Genomic DNA, 22,712 nt, shown 5'->3' on the forward strand with positions numbered 1-22,712 from the left:
GTCTCTAACGGCGCCTGCGGATGCAATCCCGCTTCTCTTTCAGACGGTTTGATGCTTGAAAGAGCGCATGCGTCCGGAAATTTTGTTCCCCTATTACACGTCTTTGACCGGCCTGAAAGGGGTCGGGCCGAAAATTGCGCCGCATCTGATCAGGCATGTGGGGCCCTATGTGCGCGACCTGCTGTTCACCCTGCCCAGCCAGTTGATTTTCCGGCCCGTCAGTCGCATTGCCGACGCCCGCGTGGGGCAGGTTCAGACCCTGTGCGTCACCATAGGCAGTTACCACAAGAGCGCCGGGAAGGGGCCGCAGCGCATTACGGTCTTTGACGAGACCGGACAGATGCAACTGACCTATTTCCATCCCATTCGTGGCTTCGAGCAGCAGCACCCGGTGGGCGAAAGCCGCTGGATCAGCGGCAAGGTCGAAAGCTTCGGTTCGTCGCTTCAGATGAACCACCCCGACTACCTCGTGCCGCTGGACAAACAGGACACTATTCCCCTGTTCGAGACGGTCTATCCGGCCACCGCCGCTGTGTCGCCGCGCCTGATGCGGCGCTTCGTCGAGGCGGGTCTGCATATGGCGCCCGACCTGCCCGAATGGCTCGATGCCGAGACGATTACGAGGCTCAAAGTTTCCGGTTTTTCGGATGCGTTACGGTCCGCTCACGCCCCGACCCGTGAGGCAGACCTGCTGCCGGACGCACCGGCGCGAAAGCGACTGGCCTATGACGAGGCGCTGGCCCATCAACTGGCCATGAAGGCGCGCAAGCAGCACCGTCAGGCGACGCCCGCGCTGGTCATCGACCGACACCTCTGGGCCGATAAGGCGCTCGGCACCCTGTCCTTCGCCCTGACCGGCGCTCAGGCACGCGCGCTGGCCGATATTCGCGGCGACCTGCGCGCCGGCGAGCGCATGAACCGCCTGATCCAGGGCGATGTCGGCTCCGGCAAGACGCTGGTGGCGCTGATGGCCATGATCGATGTCGCCGAAGCCGGGCATCAGAGCGTGATGATGGCCCCTACCGAAATTCTGGCGCGTCAGCATTACGAAAAATCCCTGCCCATACTTGGCGGCCTGGGCATTTCCGCCGTACTGATGACCGGGCGGGACAAGGGCAGGGAGCGCGAGGCCAAGCGCGCCGCCGTGGCTTCGGGTGACATCGTGATGGTCTTCGGCACCCATGCAGTGTTTCAGGAAGGCGTCGACTTCAAAAGCCTGCAATTCTGTGTTATCGACGAACAGCACCGTTTCGGCGTCGGGCAAAGGCAACGTCTGTTCCTCAAGGGCGAGAGCGTCCATTATTTGTCGATGTCGGCGACGCCCATCCCGCGCACCCTGGCCCTGACGCAATACGGTGAATCCGATCTCAGCGTCCTGGATGAAAAGCCCGCCGGACGGCAGCCGATCCACACGGCGGTTATTCCCCGTGCACGTTTGTCTGACGTGTTCGATCGGCTGAAGTCGGCCATCGCAGCCGGCTCGCAAGCCTACTGGATATGCCCGCTGGTCGAGGAAAGCGCCGAGTCCGATCTGATCGCCGTCGAAGCCCGGCACGAGTCGCTTCAGGAGGCGCTGGGGCGCGAGGTCGGGCTGGTGCATGGCCGTATGCCTTCCGCCGAAAAGGAAGATGTTGTGGCCCGGTTTGCCTCCGGCGAAGTGCCGCTGCTCTGCGCAACGACCGTGGTCGAGGTCGGCATCGACGTGCCCAATGCTTCGATCATCATTATTGAACAAGCCGAGCGCTTCGGTCTGGCGCAACTGCATCAGTTGCGCGGCCGTGTCGGGCGAGGTTCGGCCAAAAGCGCCTGCATTCTGTTGTACGATATGCCATTGGGTCAGGCCGCAAAAGCGCGGTTGGAATTGCTGCGCACGACCGAAGACGGCTTCGAGATTGCCGAGATGGACTGGAAACTGCGCGGCGAAGGCGATCTGCTGGGCGCGCGTCAGTCAGGCTTTCCGGCCTATCGCTTTGTCGATCCGGTCGTGCATGCCGATCTCATCGCCACGGCCTCTCGCGACGCGCAATACATCCTCCAGCACGAGACGCAGTTCCCGCCTCAACGACAAAGGGCGCTTGAGGTGTTGCGCAATCTCTTCGACTGGCGACCGGACGCCGCCGACAAGGTCGACTAGTTCGGGTCGATTAATGCGGCTGGGCGCCGCGCCAGGCGAACCAGCGCGCCTGAATGTCTGCTTGAAGATCGGCATAGAATAGATTGTATGGACGTACTTTTTTGCTGTCTGCCCACGAACCGTCCACGTCGAAGGAATCGCCGGAAGGCCGCGATACATAGAGAATGTCGCCGCGACAGCGGGCGCTGACCTTTCGCGGGATCAGGGCCGGCGTCGTGCCCCATTCCAGCCCGGTGGCGTTGGCCGCCCCCAGACTGTGGCGGGCCTCGACCTCTTCGTCGGTTACACCGCCCGTCAGGGGGTTGACGCACAGCGCCTTGCCGTCGAGCGGCTCCATAATACTGGTCGGGGTCCATTCCATGGCGCGGCGCTGGGCCTGCAGCGCCCGGTCGGGACGGCCATTATCAATGCTCAGATAGGCGACGGCGCAACCGAACTGACGGCGCTGCTGACAGGCCGGTACAGGCTGGCCGGGGGCGAAATCGTCAGCCGGGGTCAGGGCCTCGATCAGGTAGACGGCCACCAGCGCCGATTTCAGCGTTTCATCGGTCATAATCCGCTCTTTTAGCAGCCTTTGGGCCAGAAACGCCCCCTGCTCGACCCCCACGATGACAAAACCGCCCCCATTGCGTCGCTGCGCCAGGAAGGCGTCGAAGGCGTCATTGATGTCGCCATAAGCAAATTGCCGCGCCTCCCGCGCATCCTCGCGCTGCGTCAACTGACTGTAGAGGCTGGCCTGACGGTAGCGCGGCGCATAGATATAGCCCATGGCGGCGAAGGGGCCGGCATAGTTCGGCAACTGGTTGCGAACGACTTCGTCGCTGGCCACCGGATCGTCTATCGGCCCCAGCCAGTCCTTGCCGCCGTCGAAACTGGTGGCATGGATGAAGAAGACATCGACCTTCTGATGATTGCGATTGCGGCGGACCTCAAAACCGTTGAGCGCCGGATTGAGATACCAGCCCTCGGCTTTGCGATAATCGGCTTCCGCCGGCGGGCGATAGGTCTGAAACGGCACCTTGGGGTCGAGATTGTGGCGCATGATGTCGTCGCCCCACAAGACGGCGATCATCACGACGAACAGCCCCGCCAGCAGGGACAGGCCGCCCATGAACAGGCGCTTGCGGCTTAAAAATCGGCTTTTGACGGACTCGGACATTCGCGTTTGCAGGATTCTCTAACTCCGGCATCATGGCCCCCGCCGTAAGCGCGGGCAAGCCGTCCGGCCTTCACATATTATGAGCCCGCGTTAAGGCGCTTTCGGTGTACCCGGTTTGTAGGCGTCGTTGGGCCAGCGCTTATGCACCCAGAACCATTCTTCAGGGCGGTCGCGCACGACCTGCTCGATAAAGGCCGACACCCTGGCGACCGTCGTGTCGATATCCGCGCCCTTGTGACCGGTGTCGTCCACCTCAATCGGATCGTGGACGATAACACGGAAGCGCGCCTTATGCAGGCGCTCGACCGTCATGGGTTGCAGCACGGTGCCGAAACGCATGGCCAGTCGCGTCGGGCCGGGGGCCGTATCGACGCTGCGGCCGAAGAAGGGCGTGGCGACGCCACGATTGAACTTCTGATCGTTCATCAGGGCCACGGATTCGCCCTTGCCCATGGCGACCAGCAGTTCCTTGGCCCCGTCGCCGCCCTTGGGCGCGAACAGCCTGACGCCGTAACGCATGCGTCCGGCCTTGATGCGCTCATCGACATAGGGGTTGTTGGCGGCGCGATAGGTCATCTGGCATTCGACGCCCGCATCGACGATGGTCGAAGGCATGATTTCCCAGTTGGCGAAATGCCCGGAGATAAAGACGACCGGCGTTCTGTTCTCGGCAATGGCTTTCAGCCGCTCCATATTGACCACTTCGACGCGGCCATTGGCTATGCGGATGCGGTCCATAATGGCGAATTCGGCGAAGGTGCGCCCCAGATTGTCCCACTGAGCCCTGGCGATGCGCGTCTTCCACGCCTCGTCCTTGTCCGGGAAGGCCAGATCGAGGTTCTGACGGACCAGCCTTTGCGTAGGCGTGATCGGCCCGATAACCTTGAGCAGCCACGCCCCCATGTCCGAGGCCGTATCGACCGGCAAGGCGCGCACCACGCCGACGAACAGGTCGTACATCAGCGCCTCGAAGCGCCAGGCCAGGTCTTGCCAGAAGGAAGGTTTTGCGGGCGACATATTAATCTACAGCCTCAAGACTTGGTCTTAAGCTCTTTTTGAGCCTTGAGAATTTTCAACAATCGCTTGACGCGGGCTTCCGCGGCCAGATGGCTGGACAGCACGCCGTCCCAGCCACCGGTGAAATGGCAGCGGAACAGGAAATAGCGCGTGAAAACGAACGGATATTCGAACGGCAGGCGCGTCCAGATGGCCCAGGCGGGCTTTTTCAGCGCCTTGGCCTGCAGATTGGTGTAGGAGTCGAGCTTCTGTTTGATGTGGGCGTAGGAGCGCGCCGAAAAGTGCGTCGCTGATCCCTGTAGCTGCCCCACCGGTTCGTCCTTTGTATCGACCGTGTCGTGCACCAGCGAGTCGCGGAAACGCACCTTTCGACGATCATACAGACGGACATAGTTATGAAAATCGGCCCACAGACGCGGCCTGGTTTTGCCCGGATAGACGTTGCGCAGCTTGAAGCGATAGGCCGGCAGATCCGGTCCCTTAGCCATCAGCGCCTTGATTTCCTGATACAGTTCGGGCGTCACGACTTCGTCGGCGTCGAGGTTCAGTATCCAGTCGTGGCTGGCGCAGTCTTCGGAAAAGCGCTTCTGCGGCCCATAGCCGACCCAGTCGTTATGAAACACCTTGGCGCCCATCTGACGCGCGATGTCGGTCGTGCCGTCCGTCGAGCCGGAATCGACCACCACCACCTCGTCGGCCAGCCCCTCGATCGCCCGCAGGCAATTGGCGAGGCGATCCGCTTCATTTTTGGTGATAATGCACGCGCTCAGTTTCGGCGGTGAAGACATAAAGGGACTCTGGGTGCTAGGTCGTTCTGGCTTAGTCGCCTCCCACTGTCCGGTCAATAGTCATCGGCCTACCCGCTATTGATCGAATGGGACGATTCGGACGTATCCAGACCATTTCAACAGGCCTTTTCATGACCCAAAGCACCCTTCTATGGTTTCGTTCCGACCTGCGGCTTCAGGATCACGAAGGCGTCGCCGCGGCGCTGCGCAGCGGACGACCCGTGATTCCGGTCTATATCCACGACGAAGATATAGGACAACGGCCTTTGGGCGCCGCTTCGAAATGGTGGTTGGACCGGTCGCTGCGTGCCCTGGACAAGAGCCTGCGGGCCCACGGATCGCGATTGATCGTGCTCAACGGCGCTTCCGAAACGGTGTTGAAAAAGCTGGTAGAGGCGGTTTCGGCGGCTGAACTGATCGCCTCACGCACCTTCGAGCCCAAAATCGATGCTTTCGATTCCGGTTTGGCTGAAACGCTCGGCATCGATGTGCGCATATTCAACACGCATCTGCTAGGCGATCCGACGCAGATTGTGACGGGTGAAGGCCACCCGTACAAGGTTTTCACGCCCTTCTATCGTGCCCTGCAATCACACGGGGCTGTCGAAGGTCATGCCCTGCCCGCTCCGGCTCTCAGGTGGCCGCCCGCCGCCCGATGGCCGGAGAGCCTCGACATAGATGAACTGGGTCTGAAACCGGCTCTGACGCCATCGGGGCTTGATTGGACGGAAGGGTTCGATATCTGGACGCCCGGCGAGGACGGTGCGCATCAGCGATTGTCGGCGTTTCTTGAAGACGGTCTGAAGGACTATGCGCGGGACCGTGATCGCCCCGATCTCGATATCACGTCGCGCCTGTCGCCGCACCTGCGTTTCGGTGAGATCAGCCCGCATCGCATCCTGCACGCGGCCGAAAATCATGTCCGGCATCGCGCGGCTTTACGCGACGATCTGGAGAAGTTCCGTGCCGAACTGGCCTGGCGCGATTTCAGCTACAACATCCTGCAGCAGCAGCCGAAGCTGGACACCCGCAATTTCAAGAGCCAGTTCGACGGCATGGCCTGGCGCAACGACCCGGCGGGACTGCGGGCGTGGCAGCGCGGAGAAACCGGCTACGGTCTGGTCGATGCCGGGATGCGCGAGCTATGGCGGACCGGTTTCATGCACAATCGCGTGCGTATGGTCTGCGCCTCCTTCCTCGCCAAGCATCTGCTGATCGACTGGCGGCTGGGGGAGCAATGGTTCTGGGATACGCTGGTTGATGCCGACCCGGCCAATAATACGGCAAGCTGGCAGTGGGTGGCCGGTTCGGGGGCCGACGCCGCGCCCTATTTCCGCATCTTCAATCCCGTGACGCAGGCCGAGAAGTTCGACCCCAAAAACCTTTATCAGAAGCGATATATTTCCGGCTTTACGGAAAACAGGCCGTCAAAATCAGGCATGAAGCAACAAAAATTTGAACGCAACCTGTTTGAATTTGCCGGCATTTCATCCTCTAAGTCTCAGCAGGTGTCCCGACTGATCGTCGATCATGCCGAGGCGCGTCAGCGGGCGCTCGACGCCTATGCGCAGATGAAAGAAGACTGACCATGACCGCCCAGATCGATGCCGATGCGCTAAAAGCCCTGCTGGATAGGGGCGAGGTCAAGATCGTTGACGGCAGTTGGGCGCTGGACGGCACGGACATGGCGGCCCTCTACGGTGAAAGCCATATCCCGACGGCGCAGTTCTTCGATATCGAAGCCATCAGCGACCCATCGAGCGGTCTGCCCCACATGGCCCCGACCCCGGAGGTCTTCGCCAAGGCAGTCGGCGACATGGGCATCCGCGAAACCGACCACGTGGTGATTTACGATCGTCAGGGCCTGTTTTCCGCGGCGCGCGTATGGTGGACCTTCCGCCTGATGGGACATGAGAAGGTGCAGGTTTTGCGCGGTGGACTTCCGGCCTGGATAGCGGCCGGATATCCCGTGCTTGCGGGGGCGGGTTGGATAAAGGGTGTAAACTACACCCCCTCGCCCAAGCTGGATCGTGTTATTGAAATCAATACATTGCGCGCACATCTGGGCGCATCGGATGAAAGGGTCCTGGACGCCCGTCCGGGGGCGCGTTTCGATGGAAGCGCTCCGGAACCTCGCGCCGGACTGCGCTCCGGTCATATGCCGGGCAGTCGCAGTCTTCCGGCCACCGAACTGATCCGCGACGGCGCGCTGAAACCGGTCGATGAGTTGAAGAACATCTTCGGCGCCTTGCACATTACCCCCAAAACGCAGGTTATCACCTCCTGTGGATCAGGTGTCACGGCGGCGATCATCGCCCTCGCCCTGCATGAGATCGGCCACCACAAGGTGCGGCTCTATGACGGCTCGTGGGCGGAATGGGGGCGTGAAGACCTAGACACGCCCGTGGTCAGGTCGGATCAGCGAATGGGCGGCGAATAGAGCAGTCCGCGCTCCGGCGCATTCCATTGCGCGTTCAGACCGCGCGACAGACGCAGCGGCGAATCTTCCCCGATATTGCGGTTGAAAATTTCACCGTAATTTCCGACCTGTGCCAGCACATTATAGGCCCATTCCGGCCCCAGCCCCAGACCGCCGCCCAGATTACCCTCCGACCCCAGAAGCCGTTTGACTTCCGGGTTTTGCGACTCCATCTGCTGGGCTTCGACGGTTTTGATGCCGATGCCCAGTTCCTCACCGACAATGGTCGCGTACAGCGTCCAGCGCACAATATCGGTCCATTGATCGTCACCCTGACGCACGACCGGCCCCAGAGGTTCTTTTGAGATGATTTCCGGCAGAATCATATGCGAGGTGGGATCGTTCAGCGTTGTGCGCGCGGCCGCCAGAGCCGAAACATCGTTGCTCAGGGCGTCGCATTGACCGGCCGCGTAGGCATCGCGGCCCTCTTCCTCGTTCCTGACCACGACCGGGCTATATTTGATACCGCGCGTGCGGAAATAGTCGACCAGATTGGGCTCGCTGGTCGAGCCCGTCTGCACGCAGATACGGGCGCCGTTCAGTTCCGTTGCACTGTTCAGGCGCAGCGACTTGCGCACCAGAAAGCCCTGACCGTCGTAGTAGTTGATGCCGGCGTAATCGACGCCATCTGCGCTATCGCGCGACAGGGTCCACGAGGTCGAACGCCACAGCACATCGACCTTGCCCGTCTTCAGCGCATCGAAGCGCTCGGTCGTGCTCAGCGGCACGTAGGTGACCTTATCGGCATCGGAAAAGATGGCGGCGGCCAGAGCGCGGCAGAAATCGACGTCGAAACCGCGCCAGCGCCCGGAATTATCCTTATAGGAAAAGCCGATCAGGCCCGGATGCACGCCGCAATTGACCCGTCCGCGCGCCAGAACGGCCTTCAGCGTGGCGCTTTCGGCCTTCACCGGCGTCAGCGTCGCCTTTGGGGTTTCGGAAGAGGGGTGGTCCGCGGGCTTGTTGCCCTCCCCGCACGCCGCCAGACCGGCCAGAAGCAGCGGCACGGCAATGAGGCGCAAGGAACGGAACAAGGGCATGAGCGACAGGGTGCTGCGAAAGGGGGGCGTTGCGAAAAGAGGGTCGCGGTGGAGGCTCACCCCATACAACACCAGCCGTCCTCTCCGGTCAAAGCCAAAGGGACGTTCTGCGCTCACAAATTGGAGAAATGGCGACCCCGACAGGATTCGAACCTGTGACCGTCCGCTTAGAAGGCGGATGCTCTATCCAGCTGAGCTACGGAGTCTGATATCGGATCACGCATTTGCTTCCAAAAACCGCTTCACACTTTTCGGAATGCGCTTGAAATTAATGCGTCCAGCTCTGGCGGCGGTTGGAAGCGAAATTGTCGGCATAGGCCTTGATGATCTTCGGCGGGGTTTCCGGCTCGATCAGACGGAACGGAATGCCGTGGGTTTCGGCATAGGCCATGGCCTGTTCCTTGCTGTCGAAGGACAGGCGCACCTGCGCGTTCATATCGGCCCCGGAAATCCAGCCCATCAGCGGATCGGGCGTGCGCGCCGAGGCTGGCTCGAATTCCAGAACCCAGTCCTGGGTCTTGGCCTTGCCCGACTGCATGGCGGTCTTGGACGGCTTGAAGATGCGCGCGAACATGACAATCTCCTCGGGCGAACGCGAATTCGGGCCGGATTCGGCATCCGGTCAGTCAAGGTCTGTTACTACAAACCCGCTTTTTGGCAAAGGGCTTTTGCCGGCTTATGCCCCGATCTGAGCCGAAGCCTCGATCTCGACCAGCCATTCGGGATTGATCAGGGCCGACGTGCCGAGGAAGCTCGACGCCGGGCGTATCTCGCCGAAGACTTCGCCATGGGCGCGGGCGGCGTCCTGCCACAGTGACATATCGGTCAGGAAGATGCGGGTGCGGATGATGTCGTTGACCGAACCGCCGGCCTCTTCGATCGACTTGACGATGGTTTCGAGAATGGTCTTGGTCTGCAGATAGCAGTCACCCGCGCCGACGACCTTGCCGTCGCGCATGGACGTTGTGCCCGAAACCTCGATGCGGTTGCCGATGCGCACGGCGCGCGAAAAACCGATGGTCGGCTCAAAGGGCGAACCGGAAGTAACAAGCTGGCGCATGACAATATCCCGTAATGAAAAAGCAGAAGGGCTATGCCCTCCTGCCTTCGGGAAATCAACGCCAAAAGACAGTTCACCCGGAAGAAGATATTCCGGGTGAACTGTCTTTTTAGTTCAGGCTGAAAGCACCGTAGCGCGTTTCGACCAGCGTCTCGTCATTGGAGGCCAGCGGGGCGCGTTCACCGAGGTCGAAGTCGCGAACCGCGCCTTCCTGGGTTTCGATGCGGCCGAAGACGGTTTCCATCTTGCCTTCGGAAACGAAGGCGTAGGCGAATTCCGCGCTGACCGAAGCGCCCGAAGCGTCGCAGTCATAGACCTTGATCAGCTTGCCCTTCTGAATCGGCGCGTCCTTGGACAGTTGCTCGGCGCTTTCGCGGGCCGCCGTCTTGCCGATGGCGATGGTTTGCGCGTCCGAACACTCAGCCGCAGCCTGACCCGCGATCAGGGCGCCGGCAAAAATCGCTGCAGCGCCAAAAATTTTCCGATTTTTCATGTCACACACTCATGGAAGTTGGGAAAGATCGCTATCTTTATAGGCTTGATAGCGCTGTCATTCCTAACCCGTGACCAATGGTACGACAAATGAAAATTTTGCAACGCAGCAAAATGTGAAATTTGTATCGCGCTGCAACATTATGTTACAGGCGAGTTTTCATGCGCCTTTTACACCAGACGGCTACGGTCCAGAGCGGCGGTGATGAAGCTTTTGAACAGCGGGTGCGGCGTCATCGGGCGAGACTTGTATTCCGGATGGTACTGCACGCCGATGAACCAGGGGTGGTCGTCGCGTTCGACGATTTCCGGCAGCAGACCGTCCGGAGACATGCCGCTGAATCGCAGGCCGCAGGCTTCCAGTTGCGGGATATAGTCGCGGTTGACTTCGTAGCGGTGGCGGTGGCGCTCGGAAATATCCGTTTCGCCATAGATTTCAGCGACCTTCGAGCCGGGACGCAGGCTGGCGGCGAAGGCCCCCAGACGCATGGTGCCGCCCAGATTGCCGCCGGCGGCGCGCTGGTTCAGTTCATTGCCGTTCAGCCATTCGGTCATCAGGCCGACGACGTGTTCACCGCTGTCGCCGAATTCCGAAGAGGTCGCCTTATTGATGCCGGCCTGATGGCGCGCGGCTTCGACCACGGCCATCTGCATGCCGAAACAGATGCCGAGATAGGGAATCTGATTCTCGCGCGCGAACTTGGCGGCCATGATCTTGCCCTCGGCCCCGCGTTCACCGAAGCCGCCGGGCACCAGAATGGCGTGCACGTTTTCCAGCTTCTGACGCACGGTTTCGGGATCGTCCTCAAAGGTTTCCGCTTCGACCCATTCGATATTGACCTTGACGCGATTGGCCATCCCGCCGTGATAAACGGCCTCGATCAGCGACTTGTAGGCGTCTTTCAGCACCGTGTACTTGCCGACAATGGCGATGGATACCTCGCCGTCCGGCCTGGAATAGCGGCTGGTAATGTCTTCCCAGAGAGCGAGGTCCGGCGCCGGTGCGTCTTCGATGCCGAAGACGTTGAGCACCTCGGTGTCGAGCCCTTCGTTATGATAGTCGATCGGCACAGCATAGATATTGGCCGAATCGAGCGCCTGAATGACCGCCGTTTCGCGGACGTTACAGAACAGGCCGATCTTGCGGCGCTCCTCGCGCGGGATTTCGTATTCGCTGCGGCACAGCAGGATGTCGGGCTGAATGCCGATCGAGCGCAGTTCTTTCACCGAGTGCTGGGTCGGCTTGGTCTTCATCTCACCGGCGGTCTTCACAAAAGGCAGCAGGGTCAGGTGGATGAAGCAGCACTGACGGCGCGGCAGTTCCTGCCCCAACTGGCGGATGGCTTCGAAGAAAGGCAGCCCCTCGATGTCGCCGACCGTGCCGCCGATTTCGACCAGGATAAAGTCGGCGTCACCCTGATCCGACAGGACGAAGCTCTTGATCTGATCCGTCACGTGCGGAATGACCTGCACCGTGGCGCCCAGATAGTCGCCGCGGCGTTCCTTCTCGATGATATTGGAATAGATTCGGCCGGTGGTGATATTGTCCGACTTGCGCGCATTGACCGCCGTGAAGCGCTCATAATGGCCGAGGTCGAGGTCGGTTTCCGCGCCGTCGTCGGTGACGAAGACTTCGCCGTGCTGATACGGGCTCATCGTGCCGGGATCGACGTTCAGATAGGGGTCGAGCTTGCGCAGGCGGACCTTGTAGCCGCGCGCCTGCAGCAACGCGCCCAGCGCCGCCGAGGCCAGCCCCTTGCCGAGCGAGGACACTACGCCCCCCGTAATAAATACAAAGCGCGCCATATCCTTGTTCACCGTGGGCATGTCGGAAAACCTTTATCTGGGAAGCGCTGCGAAGCGATTCCACCACCATCATATATATTCAAAAAGACCGGCTCACAAAGCGATCTGTGAGCCGGTCATTCGTTCGGATTTTAGAGCCGTCTTCTAGTTCGACGTCGAAGAGGCCGAGGCTGAGGAGGCCGGAGCCGGCTTGGCGAGCTGAGTCGTGGGTTTGGGAGCGGCCGGTTTCGGCGCAGCGCTGGAGCTTGCCGACGAGGATGCTGCGGGAGCCGCAGGCGCACCCAGATTGCTGAGCGAAGGCGCGGCGCTGGTCGGCGACGGCAGGTCGGTCAGCGAAGGCGCCGCGGAGGACGCGCTGGCGCCGCCCGGCTGGCCTTGCTGGGCCTGAGCCGCCGCGGCCGCAGAGGCTTGCGACTCGTCGAGTGTCACATTGTCGGCGCCGACCTGATCGACGACCGAGCTGCCGCGGCGGTCGAGGTTGGAAACGACGGTCAGGGCCACGCAGTTGGCGAAAAACAGGATAGCCAGGATCGAGGTGGACCTGGTGAGGAAATTACCTGCCCCACGCGCCGACATGAAGCCGCCGCCCGCGCCACCGCCGCCGATGCCGAGCGCGCCACCTTCGGAGCGCTGAACGAGAATCAGCCCCACCAGAGCGATGCCGATAAGGATTTGGATCGAGAGCAGGATAACGAACAGCATGAATTTCCAGGTATCTTTGGCTAACAAACGGCGCACGGCCCTGACAGTCGTGCGCCTTCGGTCAAAAGCATAAGCGCACGCCCTTAGCACTAAGACTGGGCATTGGCCATAGCTGTTTCAAGGATTTTGCGGCGGAAATATCAGTCCGCCGCCGCGATGATGCGGTTGAAGTCTGCGGCTTTGAGCGATGCGCCGCCGACCAGCAGGCCGTCCACGCCGTCCAGCGTCAGCAGATGCCGCGCATTGTCCGGCTTGACGGAACCGCCATAAAGCGTGTGCGGCACGACCTGATTGTGGAAGCGCTTAGCCAGATGCTTCTGGATCAGCAGCATGGCGTCCACCACCTGATCGTCGGTAGGCACATGCCCGGTGCCGATGGCCCAGACGGGCTCATAAGCGACGTGGAAGGTCTGCCCTTCCAGCGTTTCGGGCAGGCTGTCGCGCAACTGCTTGCTGAGAACCGCGTGGGTCAGGCCTTCCTGACGCTGATCCAGCGTTTCGCCGATGCAGATGATCGGCTCCAGCCCGGCGCGCAGGGCGGCCCGGGTCTTGGCGGCGACGCCTTCGCAGGCTTCCTTGTGGCCATGACGACGCTCGGAATGGCCCAGAATGACCATATCGGCCCCGGCATCCTTCAGCATCTCCGCCGAAAGGTCCCCGGTAAAGGCCCCAAGCGGTTCCGTATGGCAGTCCTGTCCCCCAAGGCGCACGGGGCTGTCGGCCAGCGCCTCGCGCATGGGACACAGCAGGGTGGAGGGAGGGAAGATGGCGACCGACGCTCGCGCAGAGCGTGAGGCCGCATCAATAGCGAGCACTTCCGGAATGGCTTCCCTCAAGCCATGCATCTTCCAGTTGCCCGCGATCAGCGGATGTTTTGGCATTATAAAATCAGTGGCATGTAATTATTAGTTGATAATTTTATCTGTAACGAACCGCACCCCCTGAGCCAAGAAAAAACCGGCAAACAATTGGATTCCGTTTGTTACAGCCTTGATCCTGTCACGGTTGCTCAATTATATGTCTGCGCGCCGTCGCTTCAAAACCGACGGCCCCCATTCGTTTCAAGGTCGCCTTCTTCATGATCTCCAGCTTCCGCCAGTTTACCAAGTCGCTCACTTTCAAGCTTTTGATGGCGGCGCTGATCCTGAGTTTTGCCGTGTTCGGCATGAACGACCTGTTCTCAAGCGGGTCATCCCGCGACGTGGTCGATGCCGGCGAACGCAAGACGACGACGGATGATTTCCGCCGTCAGTTCGACGAATGGAAGACCGGCGCCGAACAGCAGAGCGGTCAGACCCTCACCTATGAGGACGCGGTCAAGGAAGGTCTGCACGTCCGTATCATGGAAGAAATCGCCGACATGGATTCGTTCTCGGCCTGGCTGATCAAGGCGGGCATTCGGCCCTCGGCCAAGGTGGTGACCGATCAGATCGCCAAATATCCGATCTTCTTCGACTCGGTGACCGGCAAGTTCGACAAGGCCAAGTACCAGGAAGAACTGGCTTCGCGCATGAAGCTGAGCCAGACCAAGTTCGAACAGATCATCAATGACGACATCGCCAACCGTCAGTTCATCGAAGCCTCGGTGGCCGGCCTTAAGCCGCCGCGCATTTACGCGGCCCTGCAAAGCGCCTTCGCCGCCGAAACGCGCGACGCCGCCTTCCTGATCGTGACGCCGGACAATGTCGAAAAGCCGGGCGCGCCCAGCGACGCCGAACTGCTGAAATTCTATGAGGACAACAAGGAGCGTCTGCGCCGCCCGGAACTGCGTCAATTCACCGTCGTGTCGTTTGCGCCGGGCGATTTCGCTTCCAAGGTGACGGTCGATGAAGCCGAACTGAAGAAGCTCTACGAATTCCGCCGCGACACCCTGTCGACTCCGGAAACCCGCTCCTTCGTGCAGATCACCGTCCCCGACCAGACCGCGGCCAATGCTGTGGCTCAGGCCCTGCGTTCGGGCGCCGACGCCCAGACCGCCGCCAAGGCCGGTAAGGGCACCGTCGTGACCTACGACGCCAAACCGAAGACCGCCATCGCTGACGCCAAGGTCGCCGACGCCGCTTTCGCGCTGAAGGAAGGCGAAGTGTCGGGTGCAATTCAGGGCAGCCTCGGCCTCGCCGTCGTGAAGCTGTCGAAGGTGACCGCCGCTTCGGTCACTGGCTTCGAGACGGTGCGCAATCAGCTTGAGCAGGAATACAAGAAGGATAAGGCCAAGGAACTGGCCTATGCGGCTTCGGAAACCTTCGAAAAGGAGCGGTCTTCCGGCGCTGAATTCGCCGCGGCCGCCGAAAAGTCGGGCGTGCGCATCATTAACCTGCCGCCGATGACTGCCGAAGGCCAGATGGCCGACGGTCAGTCCTTCGCCCAGTACGCCCCGATCCTCAAGGCCGCCTTCGAGCAGCCCAAGGGGGGTGAAACCGACGTCACGGAACTGGGCAACGGCGAATATTTCGCCCTGCGCGTCAACGAGGTCATCCCCTCGGAAGTCCCGGCTCTGGACAAGATCAAGCCCCAGATGATCCAGGCGTGGCAGCAGAAGACGCTGGGCGATCGCGTGGTGGCCAAGGGGGAAGAGGTCGCCGCCCGCCTGCGCAAGGGCGAATCGGTCGAGGCCGTCGCCAGCGCCATGGGCCTCAAGATCGAGGCCCGCCCTGCCCTGGCCCGTCAATCGGCCCAGCAGAGCGTCGGCCCGGAAATCGCCGGCCGCATCTTCTCGGCCAAGGTCAACGAAATCTTCAGCGCCCGCGCCAATGAAATGGTCACCGTGGTCGGTAAGGTCACCGCGATCAACAAGGGCGACGCCGCCACGGTCAATCAGGCCACGGCCATGACCGCTCAATCGGTCGCCTACGGCCTGTTTCAGGACATGAGCTTCAACGTCCGCAAGGGGGCGCGCACGTCGGTCAAGACCAAGACCAACCCCAATGCGGCGGTCCTGGCTCTGGGTCTCAACCCGGCCAGCATCAAGGCCGACACGAAGACGGCGGAAGCCGGCAAGGCCGCCAAATGATGAGCGCGGCCATCGCTTCCGAAACCGCCGGCGTCAGCGGCTTTGCCGCCCAATACGACGCCGGACAGCCGGTTATCGTCACTCGCCGTCTGACCGACGATCTGGAAACGCCCGTTTCCGCCTATCTCAAGCTGGCGAAACAGCGCGCCTTCTCCTTCCTGTTCGAATCGGTGGAAGGCGGCGCGCTGGCGGGGCGCTATTCGATCCTGACCCTGCGTCCCGACCTCGTCTGGCGCTGTTTCGGCGACCGTGCCGAAATCTCACGTGGTGAAGCCGCTATCGCCAAAGGCCTTTATGAGGCCGAAGGCGCGCCGACGCTCGATTCGCTGCGGGCGCTGGTAACGGCGCATAAGCTGGATATCCCCGCCGATCTGCCGCCGATGGTCTCCGGCCTGTTCGGCGTGTTCGGTTACGACCTGATCCGCCTGTACGAACCACTGGGTCCGGCCAATCCGGATCCGCTGTCCCTGCCCGACGCTGTCGTGTGCCGTCCTTCGGTGGTTTGCGTCTTCGATAATGTGAAGCACGAAATTCTGCTGGCCACGACCGTGTGGCCGGATTCTGGCGTCAACGCCCAATCGGCCTATAGCGATGCCCTGTCGCGGCTCGACCGCGTCGAGGAAGACCTGCGCCTGCCCCTGCCGCCCAAGCCGGTGGCCATGGAGCGCGCGCAACCGGCCCTGACCTCGCCCACCTCGGCGGCGGACTACGGCGGCATGGTCGAAAAGGCCAAGGCGTACATCGCCGCCGGGGACATCTTTCAGGTGGTGCCGTCGCATCGTTTCGAAGCGCCGTTCGATCTCGATCCGTTCGCCTTCTATCGTTCGCTGCGCCGCCAGAACCCCTCGCCCTATCTCTTCTATCTCGACTTCGGCAATTTCCAGTTGGCGGGTTCGTCGCCGGAAATTCTGGTGCGGGTGCGCGACGGCAAGCTGACCATCCGCCCCATCGCCGGGACGCGGCCGCGTGGTCAGACCCCGGAAGAAGACAGGGCGCTGGAGGCCGAACTGCTGGCCGATCCCAAGGAACTGTCCGAACATCTGATGCTGCTCGATCTCGGCCGTAACGATGTCGGCCGCGTGGCCAAGCCCGCCAGCGTGCGCGTGACGCAGAAATTCTACATCGAGCGTTACAGCCACGTCATGCACATCGTCTCGAACGTCGAAGGCGACGCCCCGGCGAACCTCGATCCGGTCGATGCTCTGCTGGCGGCCCTGCCCGCCGGTACGCTTTCGGGCGCGCCCAAGGTGCGGGCCATGGAGATTATCGACGAACTGGAAGCCGTGAAACGCGGCGTCGGCTATGCCGGCGGCGTCGGCTATATCTCCGGTTCAGGGTCTCTGGATGTCTGTATCGTTCTGCGCACCGCCCTGTTCAAGGACGAAAAAATCTACGTGCAGGCCGGGGCCGGCGTCGTGGCCGACAGCGTGCCGCTGACCGAGTATCAGGAAACGGTGCACAAGGCCTCGGCCCTGATCAAGGCCGCTTCGGAGGCCTGGCGCTACAAGCAGGGCAATTAGGCGTTCAAAAATAGAAGGCTTGTTATTTCAGGTCCGAGGGGCTGGCCGACAACTGGAAGCCGCCCTCGGTGCCTGAGCTTACGGCCTTGCTGACCACGGGCGTCGGCTGGGGCTTGTCCTGATCCATCATCGGGCCGACGATCATCGACGCCGCCAGCCACAATCCCGATACCGCAAACGCTGCCGAGGCCATCAGGGCCTTGAACACCGACGGCGTTTTGGTCACGCGCGTGTTCAGCAGGATGCGGGCCCGATCCAGCGGAGACAGATTATCATTGATGGCGAAGGTTTTGGGCATGGTGCGGGACATGTTCTGAACCGATTCTATCGGCATCGAACATGCTCCGTTTATGGTTAATAATAGGTAATCAGGCTGCCTTGGGACTGAACCGGTCAAGGACGTGGCGGGTGATATTGCGCGCCAGTTCCTCTTCTCCGAAGAAGACCGTGCCCATCTTTTCCTGACGCAGGAAGTTCATCTCGTCCTCGCTGTGGGTGCGCAGGACGACCTCGACCGTCGGATTAACGCGGCGGGCGGCCTCGACCATCTGGTGGATATTGACCAGATCGGGCGTGGCGACCAGCAGCATGGCGGCGTGCTGGATATGGGCCTGCACCAGCACTTCGGGCTCGACCGCATCGCCATAGACCGCAACCTTGCTCTGTTCGCGCAATTCCTCGACGCGCTCGCGGTTCTGCTCGACCACCACGTAGGCGACGCCCTGCTCGTCCAGCGTCGCAGCGATGCGCTTGCCGACGCGACCATAGCCGACCAGCACCACCTGCCCTTTCAGATAGCGCGCCTCGGTACTGTGCGGCAACTCGGCTAACACGTCCTCACGCCGCTCGTGCCGGCGCGCCAGTTCCGAGTGCTTCAGCACCCAGTTGGTCAGCGGCGAGATAGCCGCGAACAGGAACGGGTTGATGGCGATGGAGACCAGCGCGCCGGCCAGAATGAGGCTCATGCCCGATTGCGGCAGGATGCCCAGAGACAGACCCAAACCACCGAGAATGAACGAAAATTCGCCGATCTGCGCCAGACTGGCCGACACGGTAAAGGCCGTGTTGAGCGGGTAGCGGAAAAACAGCACCAGGGCGGCAGCGGCGAGGGCCTTGCCCACCACGATGATGCCGACAACCGCCAGAACCTCCATCGGGTGCTCCAGCAAAACCTTGGGGTCGAACAACATGCCGACCGACACGAAGAACAGCACCGAGAAGGCGTCGCGCAGCGGCAGGGATTCCTCAGCGGCGCGGTGGCTGAACTTCGACTCCCGCATGACCATGCCGGCGAAGAAGGCCCCCAAAGCGAAGGATACGCTGAACAGTTCGGATGCGCCCCAGGCGATGGTGATGGCCGCGGCGATGACCGACAGGGTGAAGAGTTCGCGCGAACCGGTCTTGGAAATCTGCCACAATATCCACGGAAACACCTTACGCCCGGCCAGCATCATCAGGGCGATAAAGGCCCCGACGCTGAGAAGAGTCTGGCCGATGGTGACCCACAGATTGCCGGCCGAAGCCGCGCCTGCCGAACCGTTGCTCTCCAGCAGATGCGCCAGAGGCGGCAGCAAAACCAGCACCAGTACGGTCACCAGATCCTCAACCACTAGCCAGCCGACGGCGATGCGGCCGTTCATGCTGTCGATGGCGTTGCGTGCCTCCAGCGCCTTCAGCAGCACCACGGTCGACGCGCACGACAGCGACAGACCGAAAACGAGCGACGCCCCCATCCCCCAATCCCAACCCCAGTGCGCCAGCGCGAACCCCAAAAAGGTGGCCAGCGACATCTGCACGACGGCCCCCGGCAGCGCAATCTTGCGCACCGACATCAGGTCGCCGAGCGAGAAGTGCAGGCCGACGCCGAACATCAGCAGCATGACGCCGATTTCCGACAACTGCGCCGCGATGTGGGTGTCGGCCACGAAACCGGGGGTGGAGGGTCCGATCAGGATGCCGGCCAGAAGATAGCCGACCAGCGCCGGCAGCTTGATTTTTTCGGCCAGAAATCCGAACAGCAACGCCAGACCGAAGCCGGACGCAAGTGTGGTAATGAGAGAAATATTATGGTGATCCATCGGTCGCCTTTAGAGTTTGAGAACAGAAAAGGCCCGCAATCCGGCGGCACAGATGCGCCGTCGCCGAGGAGACATGCTGAATTACGGATTAGTTTAAAACTCGGTGTTGCGGGCAATAATGTCAACCCTTTGCATAGGAAAAATCTATACTGAGCGAAATCCATTCAGACCGATCGTGAAGACGGTTTCGTGCAACCGTTTGATTACGTCCTCTGCGATGCGTTGAGCGTCCAAAATTGAACGTTGTTCAAATTAATCCGGCGTGCTATGTTTCCGCATACGGCAATCACGCCGGCCGATAACAAAACACTCTCAGGGCTTTTCATGTCGTCCAAACAAGTCACCTGGCCCCGGCTTCTCGCCTTCTGCGGTCCGTGCGTCCCGTTCGCGGCGCTGGGCCTGCCCTTGGCGGTGACCCTGTCGGAATATTACGTCACCTATATCGGCGTCAGTCTGGGGCTCGTCGGCGTCGTCTTCATGGCGGTCAAGCTGATCGACATCGCGGTCGATCCCGTCATCGGCTGGGCCATGGACCGCACCCGAACCCGCTTCGGACGCTTCAAGCTGTGGATGGCGCTGTGTCTGCCGGTATTGTTCATTTCGACCGGTTTCATGTTTCTCGCCCCGCAGGGTGCCTCGGCGCTGTATATGGGCACGTGGCTGCTGGTCTCCTATATCGGCTTCTCTATGGCGGCGCTCAGCCAGTCGAGCTGGGGCAGCGTCCTGTCCGACGACTACGACGAGCGCACCAAGGTCTTCGCCTTCTGGCAGATCGGCAACATTATCGGCCTGCTCTGCGTCGCCAGTATCCCGGTCGTGGCTCAGGCCATCGGTCAGTCCTATCAGACCGGCGTGCAGTGGATGGGCGTCTTCATCATGGTCACCCTGCCCGTCACCATCGGCATTGCGCTGTGGGTCGTGCCGGAACGCGTGTCCGACGCCACCAGCCATGACGTGCGGCTCGGCGCCTATTTCGACATGATCCGCCGCCCCAACGTCATCCGCGTGCTGCTGGCCGATCTGCTGATGGGATTGGCGCCGGGCATCATGGGCGCCCTGTTCTTCTTCTACTTCATGCAGACCAAGGGACTGACGCGCTTCGAGTGCACCATCGCCATGCTACTGTATTTCGTGGCGGGTCTGGTCGGTGCGCCGCTGTGGAACTGGGCCTCGAAGCGCTTTTCCAAGCACCGCACCCTGATCGCCTCGGCCCTCATCTTCGCAGCCCTCTACGGCGGGCTGGCCTTCGTGCCGGACAACAACTTCCCGGTCATGGCCGTGGCGGTGTTTCTGGCCGGCATCCCCTACGCCGCCTATCTGCTGCTCACGCGCTCGCTGATGGCCGATATCGGCGACGAGGTGCTGCTGGAAACCGGCCATGACCAAAAGGGCACGCTGATGTCGATCCTGTCGGCCACCACCAAGCTGGGCTACGCCTTCTCGGTCCTGACCCTGTCGGCGCTGGCGCTTATGGGGTTCGACAACAAGGCGGCGCACAACACGCCCGAAGCCCTGTTCTGGGTCGAGGCCTTTTTTATCGGCCTGCCGGTCGTTTTTCTTTTGCTTGGCGCGTGGGCGATGACATCCTATGACCTGACGCCGGAACGCTATGCGTCCATTCAGTCCGCACTGAAAGCAAAAGGTTTATCCAGTGACCAAGGCTCCCCTCGCCCCCATTGATGCCCTCATCGAAGTGATGAACCGCCTGCGAGCGAAAGACGGCGGTTGTCCTTGGGATCTGGAACAGACCTTCGAAACGATCGCCCCCTATACGATCGAGGAATCCTACGAAGTCGCCGACGCCATCGCGCGCAAGGATATGCGCGACCTCAAGGAAGAACTGGGCGATTTGCTGTTTCAGGTGGTCTTCCACAGCCATCTGGCCAAGGAACAGGGCCTGTTCGACTTCGACGATGTGGCGCAGGCCATGACCGACAAGCTGATCCGCCGCCATCCGCACGTCTTCGGAGAAGCTGGCGACCGCACCGCCGACGAACAGAACGCCGCCTGGGAGGTGCAGAAGGCCGCCGAGCGCAAGGCCAAGGCCAGGCACGGAATCCTCGATGACGTGCCGGTCGGCCTGCCCGCACTCACCCGCGCCGCCAAGCTGACCAGGCGCGCCGCCCGCGTCGGTTTCGACTGGCCGTCGCTGAACGAAGTGCTGGACAAGCTAGAGGAAGAGGTCGCCGAACTGAAGGTCGAACTGGCCGCCGGTGACGCCGAGAAAGCCAAGCAGGAACTGGGCGACATCCTTTTCGTTATCGCCAATCTGGCACGCAAGATGGACGCCGAGCCCGAAGACGCCCTGCGCGGCACGAATGCCAAGTTCGTGCGCCGCTTCGAGACCATAGAGGCCGAACTGGCCAGGATCGGCAAGACGCCGGAACAGTCCGACCTCGCCGAGATGGACGCCCTGTGGAACAAGGCTAAACAGGCCGAGCGCGCCCAATGAGCCTGCGCAGCTCCATCGAAATCTACGATCTGGAAACCCGTCAAAGTCGCGTGGTCTGGCAGGGGCCGGAATTGTGGGAATCGCCGCATTTCACGCCAGACGGCCAGACGCTGATCCTCAACAGCGAAGGCCGAATATACCGCCTCCCCGTCGGTGGCGAACCGCAAGTGATCGATACGGGCTTCGCCATCCGCTGCAATAACGACCACGGTTTGACGCCGGACGGTCAGACCCTGCTGATCACCGACAAGGTCGAATACGACCGCGCCTGCATCTATGCCCTGCCGCTGGCCGGGGGCGTGCCGAAGCGTTTGTCCGCGCACCTCGCCGCCTACTACCACGGCTGCTCACCGGACGGTGCGTGGATCACCTATGCCGGCATCCATCAGAAGGACGTCTTCGGCATCTATCTCAGCCGTCTCGACGGTTCGGATGAACGCGCCCTGATCGTCGGCGACGGCGTGCATGACGGTCCGGACTTTTCCGCGGACGGCGAATGGCTGTGGTTCAACTCCAACCGTTCGGGCCAGATGCAGGTCTGGCGCATCCGGCGCGACGGCAGCGATCTGCAACGCATGACCGACAGCCCCTATGCCGACTGGTTTCCGCATCCGTCACCGGACGGACGACACGTGCTGCTTCTGTCCTACGATCCGTCGGTGGGTCGCGACCATCCGCGCGATCAGACCGTGCGTCTGCGCCTGATGCCGGCAGAGGGCGGTGAGCCCGAAACCTTATTCGAGATGTTCGGCGGTCAGGGCACTATGAACGTTCCCAACTGGGCGCCAGGCGGGCGTTCCTTTGCCTTTGTGCGGTATTTTTAGGTTTCTCCACAGATGGCCACAGATGCACACAGATGAACCGAGTGCTTGGTTAGCCATTTAGGGGAACCACAGATTTCACAGATTTTGAGTTTCAAGCGGCATACTGCCGGGGTCGGGCCTTCCAAAGGCGCGAAGCGCCAATCTGTTAATC

The 22,712-nt window shown here is 61.4% G+C and carries 20 protein-coding genes and 1 tRNA gene; 8 read left to right on the plus strand and 13 right to left on the minus strand.

What is annotated here, in order from left to right; genetic code table 11:
• Positions 1 to 67: 67 nt before the first annotated feature.
• Positions 68 to 2,134: an ATP-dependent DNA helicase RecG gene (gene recG / locus LH365_RS07885; protein WP_226743116.1), complete on the plus strand. Its 2,067-nt coding sequence runs from the start codon at positions 68 to 70 to the stop codon at positions 2,132 to 2,134.
• Between the two features lie 10 nt (positions 2,135 to 2,144).
• On the opposite strand, the gene LH365_RS07890 is transcribed toward recG, so the two are convergent.
• The 3 genes from LH365_RS07890 to LH365_RS07900 all read right to left on the minus strand — a co-directional run bounded on the left by LH365_RS07890 (position 2,145) and on the right by LH365_RS07900 (position 5,098).
• Positions 2,145 to 3,293, minus strand: a complete 1,149-nt coding sequence (locus tag LH365_RS07890) for a DUF3089 domain-containing protein (protein WP_226743117.1) — start codon at positions 3,291 to 3,293, stop codon at positions 2,145 to 2,147.
• A gap of 90 nt (positions 3,294 to 3,383) precedes the next feature.
• Positions 3,384 to 4,310 carry a lysophospholipid acyltransferase family protein gene (locus tag LH365_RS07895; RefSeq protein WP_226743118.1) on the minus strand — a complete coding sequence of 309 codons (927 nt, stop codon included), beginning with the start codon at positions 4,308 to 4,310 and terminating at the stop codon, positions 3,384 to 3,386.
• A gap of 14 nt (positions 4,311 to 4,324) precedes the next feature.
• The gene (locus LH365_RS07900; RefSeq protein ID WP_226743119.1) at positions 4,325 to 5,098 is read right to left on the minus strand and encodes a glycosyltransferase family 2 protein; all 774 of its coding nucleotides are present in this window, start codon (positions 5,096 to 5,098) and stop codon (positions 4,325 to 4,327) included.
• Between the two features lie 131 nt (positions 5,099 to 5,229).
• Between LH365_RS07900 and LH365_RS07905 the strand changes: the two genes are divergently transcribed.
• Positions 5,230 to 6,684, plus strand: coding sequence for a deoxyribodipyrimidine photo-lyase (locus LH365_RS07905; RefSeq protein ID WP_226743120.1), 1,455 nt, complete (start codon positions 5,230 to 5,232; stop codon positions 6,682 to 6,684).
• 2 nt (positions 6,685 to 6,686) lie between these two features.
• Positions 6,687 to 7,538, plus strand: a complete 852-nt coding sequence (gene sseA / locus LH365_RS07910; RefSeq protein WP_226743121.1) for a 3-mercaptopyruvate sulfurtransferase — start codon at positions 6,687 to 6,689, stop codon at positions 7,536 to 7,538.
• Here sseA and LH365_RS07915 read toward each other — a convergent pair.
• From LH365_RS07915 to tpiA, 8 genes are all read right to left on the minus strand, one after another.
• Positions 7,517 to 8,617 carry an amino acid ABC transporter substrate-binding protein gene (locus LH365_RS07915; protein WP_226743122.1) on the minus strand — a complete coding sequence of 367 codons (1,101 nt, stop codon included), beginning with the start codon at positions 8,615 to 8,617 and terminating at the stop codon, positions 7,517 to 7,519. The two genes, sseA and LH365_RS07915, sit on opposite strands and share 22 nt — an antisense overlap.
• Positions 8,618 to 8,746: 129 nt before the next feature.
• A tRNA-Arg gene (locus LH365_RS07920) sits at positions 8,747 to 8,823 on the minus strand.
• Positions 8,824 to 8,885: 62 nt separating this feature from the next.
• Positions 8,886 to 9,191 (minus strand): ETC complex I subunit, encoded by a 306-nt coding sequence (locus LH365_RS07925; RefSeq protein ID WP_226743123.1) that lies wholly within the window; start codon positions 9,189 to 9,191, stop codon positions 8,886 to 8,888.
• Positions 9,192 to 9,293: 102 nt separating this feature from the next.
• A complete protein-coding gene (locus LH365_RS07930; RefSeq protein WP_226743124.1) occupies positions 9,294 to 9,677 on the minus strand; it encodes a RidA family protein in 384 nt (127 codons plus the stop codon).
• A gap of 109 nt (positions 9,678 to 9,786) precedes the next feature.
• Entirely contained in the window at positions 9,787 to 10,170 is a 384-nt protein-coding gene (locus LH365_RS07935; protein WP_226743125.1) for a hypothetical protein, read from the minus strand.
• 170 nt (positions 10,171 to 10,340) lie between these two features.
• Positions 10,341 to 11,975 carry a CTP synthase gene (locus LH365_RS07940; protein ID WP_226745463.1) on the minus strand — a complete coding sequence of 545 codons (1,635 nt, stop codon included), beginning with the start codon at positions 11,973 to 11,975 and terminating at the stop codon, positions 10,341 to 10,343.
• Between the two features lie 144 nt (positions 11,976 to 12,119).
• The gene (secG, locus tag LH365_RS07945) at positions 12,120 to 12,677 is read right to left on the minus strand and encodes a preprotein translocase subunit SecG (protein WP_226743126.1); all 558 of its coding nucleotides are present in this window, start codon (positions 12,675 to 12,677) and stop codon (positions 12,120 to 12,122) included.
• Between the two features lie 140 nt (positions 12,678 to 12,817).
• The gene (gene tpiA / locus LH365_RS07950) at positions 12,818 to 13,558 is read right to left on the minus strand and encodes a triose-phosphate isomerase (protein ID WP_226743127.1); all 741 of its coding nucleotides are present in this window, start codon (positions 13,556 to 13,558) and stop codon (positions 12,818 to 12,820) included.
• Between the two features lie 197 nt (positions 13,559 to 13,755).
• Between tpiA and LH365_RS07955 the strand changes: the two genes are divergently transcribed.
• Positions 13,756 to 15,687: a peptidylprolyl isomerase gene (locus tag LH365_RS07955; protein WP_226743128.1), complete on the plus strand. Its 1,932-nt coding sequence runs from the start codon at positions 13,756 to 13,758 to the stop codon at positions 15,685 to 15,687.
• Positions 15,684 to 17,207, plus strand: a complete 1,524-nt coding sequence (trpE, locus tag LH365_RS07960) for an anthranilate synthase component I (protein WP_370639720.1) — start codon at positions 15,684 to 15,686, stop codon at positions 17,205 to 17,207. Before LH365_RS07955 ends, trpE begins: the two co-directional genes overlap by 4 nt.
• A 22-nt stretch (positions 17,208 to 17,229) precedes the next feature.
• Here trpE and LH365_RS07965 read toward each other — a convergent pair whose 3' ends face one another.
• Both LH365_RS07965 and ybaL read right to left on the minus strand, forming a co-directional pair.
• A complete protein-coding gene (locus LH365_RS07965; RefSeq protein ID WP_226743129.1) occupies positions 17,230 to 17,541 on the minus strand; it encodes a hypothetical protein in 312 nt (103 codons plus the stop codon).
• A 34-nt stretch (positions 17,542 to 17,575) separates the two neighbouring features.
• Positions 17,576 to 19,285: a YbaL family putative K(+) efflux transporter gene (gene ybaL, locus LH365_RS07970; protein ID WP_226743130.1), complete on the minus strand. Its 1,710-nt coding sequence runs from the start codon at positions 19,283 to 19,285 to the stop codon at positions 17,576 to 17,578.
• A gap of 324 nt (positions 19,286 to 19,609) precedes the next feature.
• Between ybaL and LH365_RS07975 the strand changes: the two genes are divergently transcribed.
• Genes LH365_RS07975 through LH365_RS07985 form a run of 3 tightly spaced genes read left to right on the plus strand, consistent with a single transcriptional unit; the run spans position 19,610 to position 22,561 of the window.
• Positions 19,610 to 20,965, plus strand: coding sequence for an MFS transporter (locus LH365_RS07975; RefSeq protein WP_226743131.1), 1,356 nt, complete (start codon positions 19,610 to 19,612; stop codon positions 20,963 to 20,965).
• A gap of 16 nt (positions 20,966 to 20,981) precedes the next feature.
• Positions 20,982 to 21,737, plus strand: a complete 756-nt coding sequence (gene mazG / locus LH365_RS07980) for a nucleoside triphosphate pyrophosphohydrolase (RefSeq protein ID WP_255606734.1) — start codon at positions 20,982 to 20,984, stop codon at positions 21,735 to 21,737.
• Positions 21,734 to 22,561 (plus strand): hypothetical protein, encoded by an 828-nt coding sequence (locus tag LH365_RS07985; protein ID WP_226743133.1) that lies wholly within the window; start codon positions 21,734 to 21,736, stop codon positions 22,559 to 22,561. Before mazG ends, LH365_RS07985 begins: the two co-directional genes overlap by 4 nt.
• Positions 22,562 to 22,712: the final 151 nt, after the last annotated feature.

The sequence above is a fragment of the Asticcacaulis sp. AND118 genome (genome assembly GCF_020535245.1).
In the GTDB taxonomy this organism is placed as follows: domain Bacteria; phylum Pseudomonadota; class Alphaproteobacteria; order Caulobacterales; family Caulobacteraceae; genus Asticcacaulis.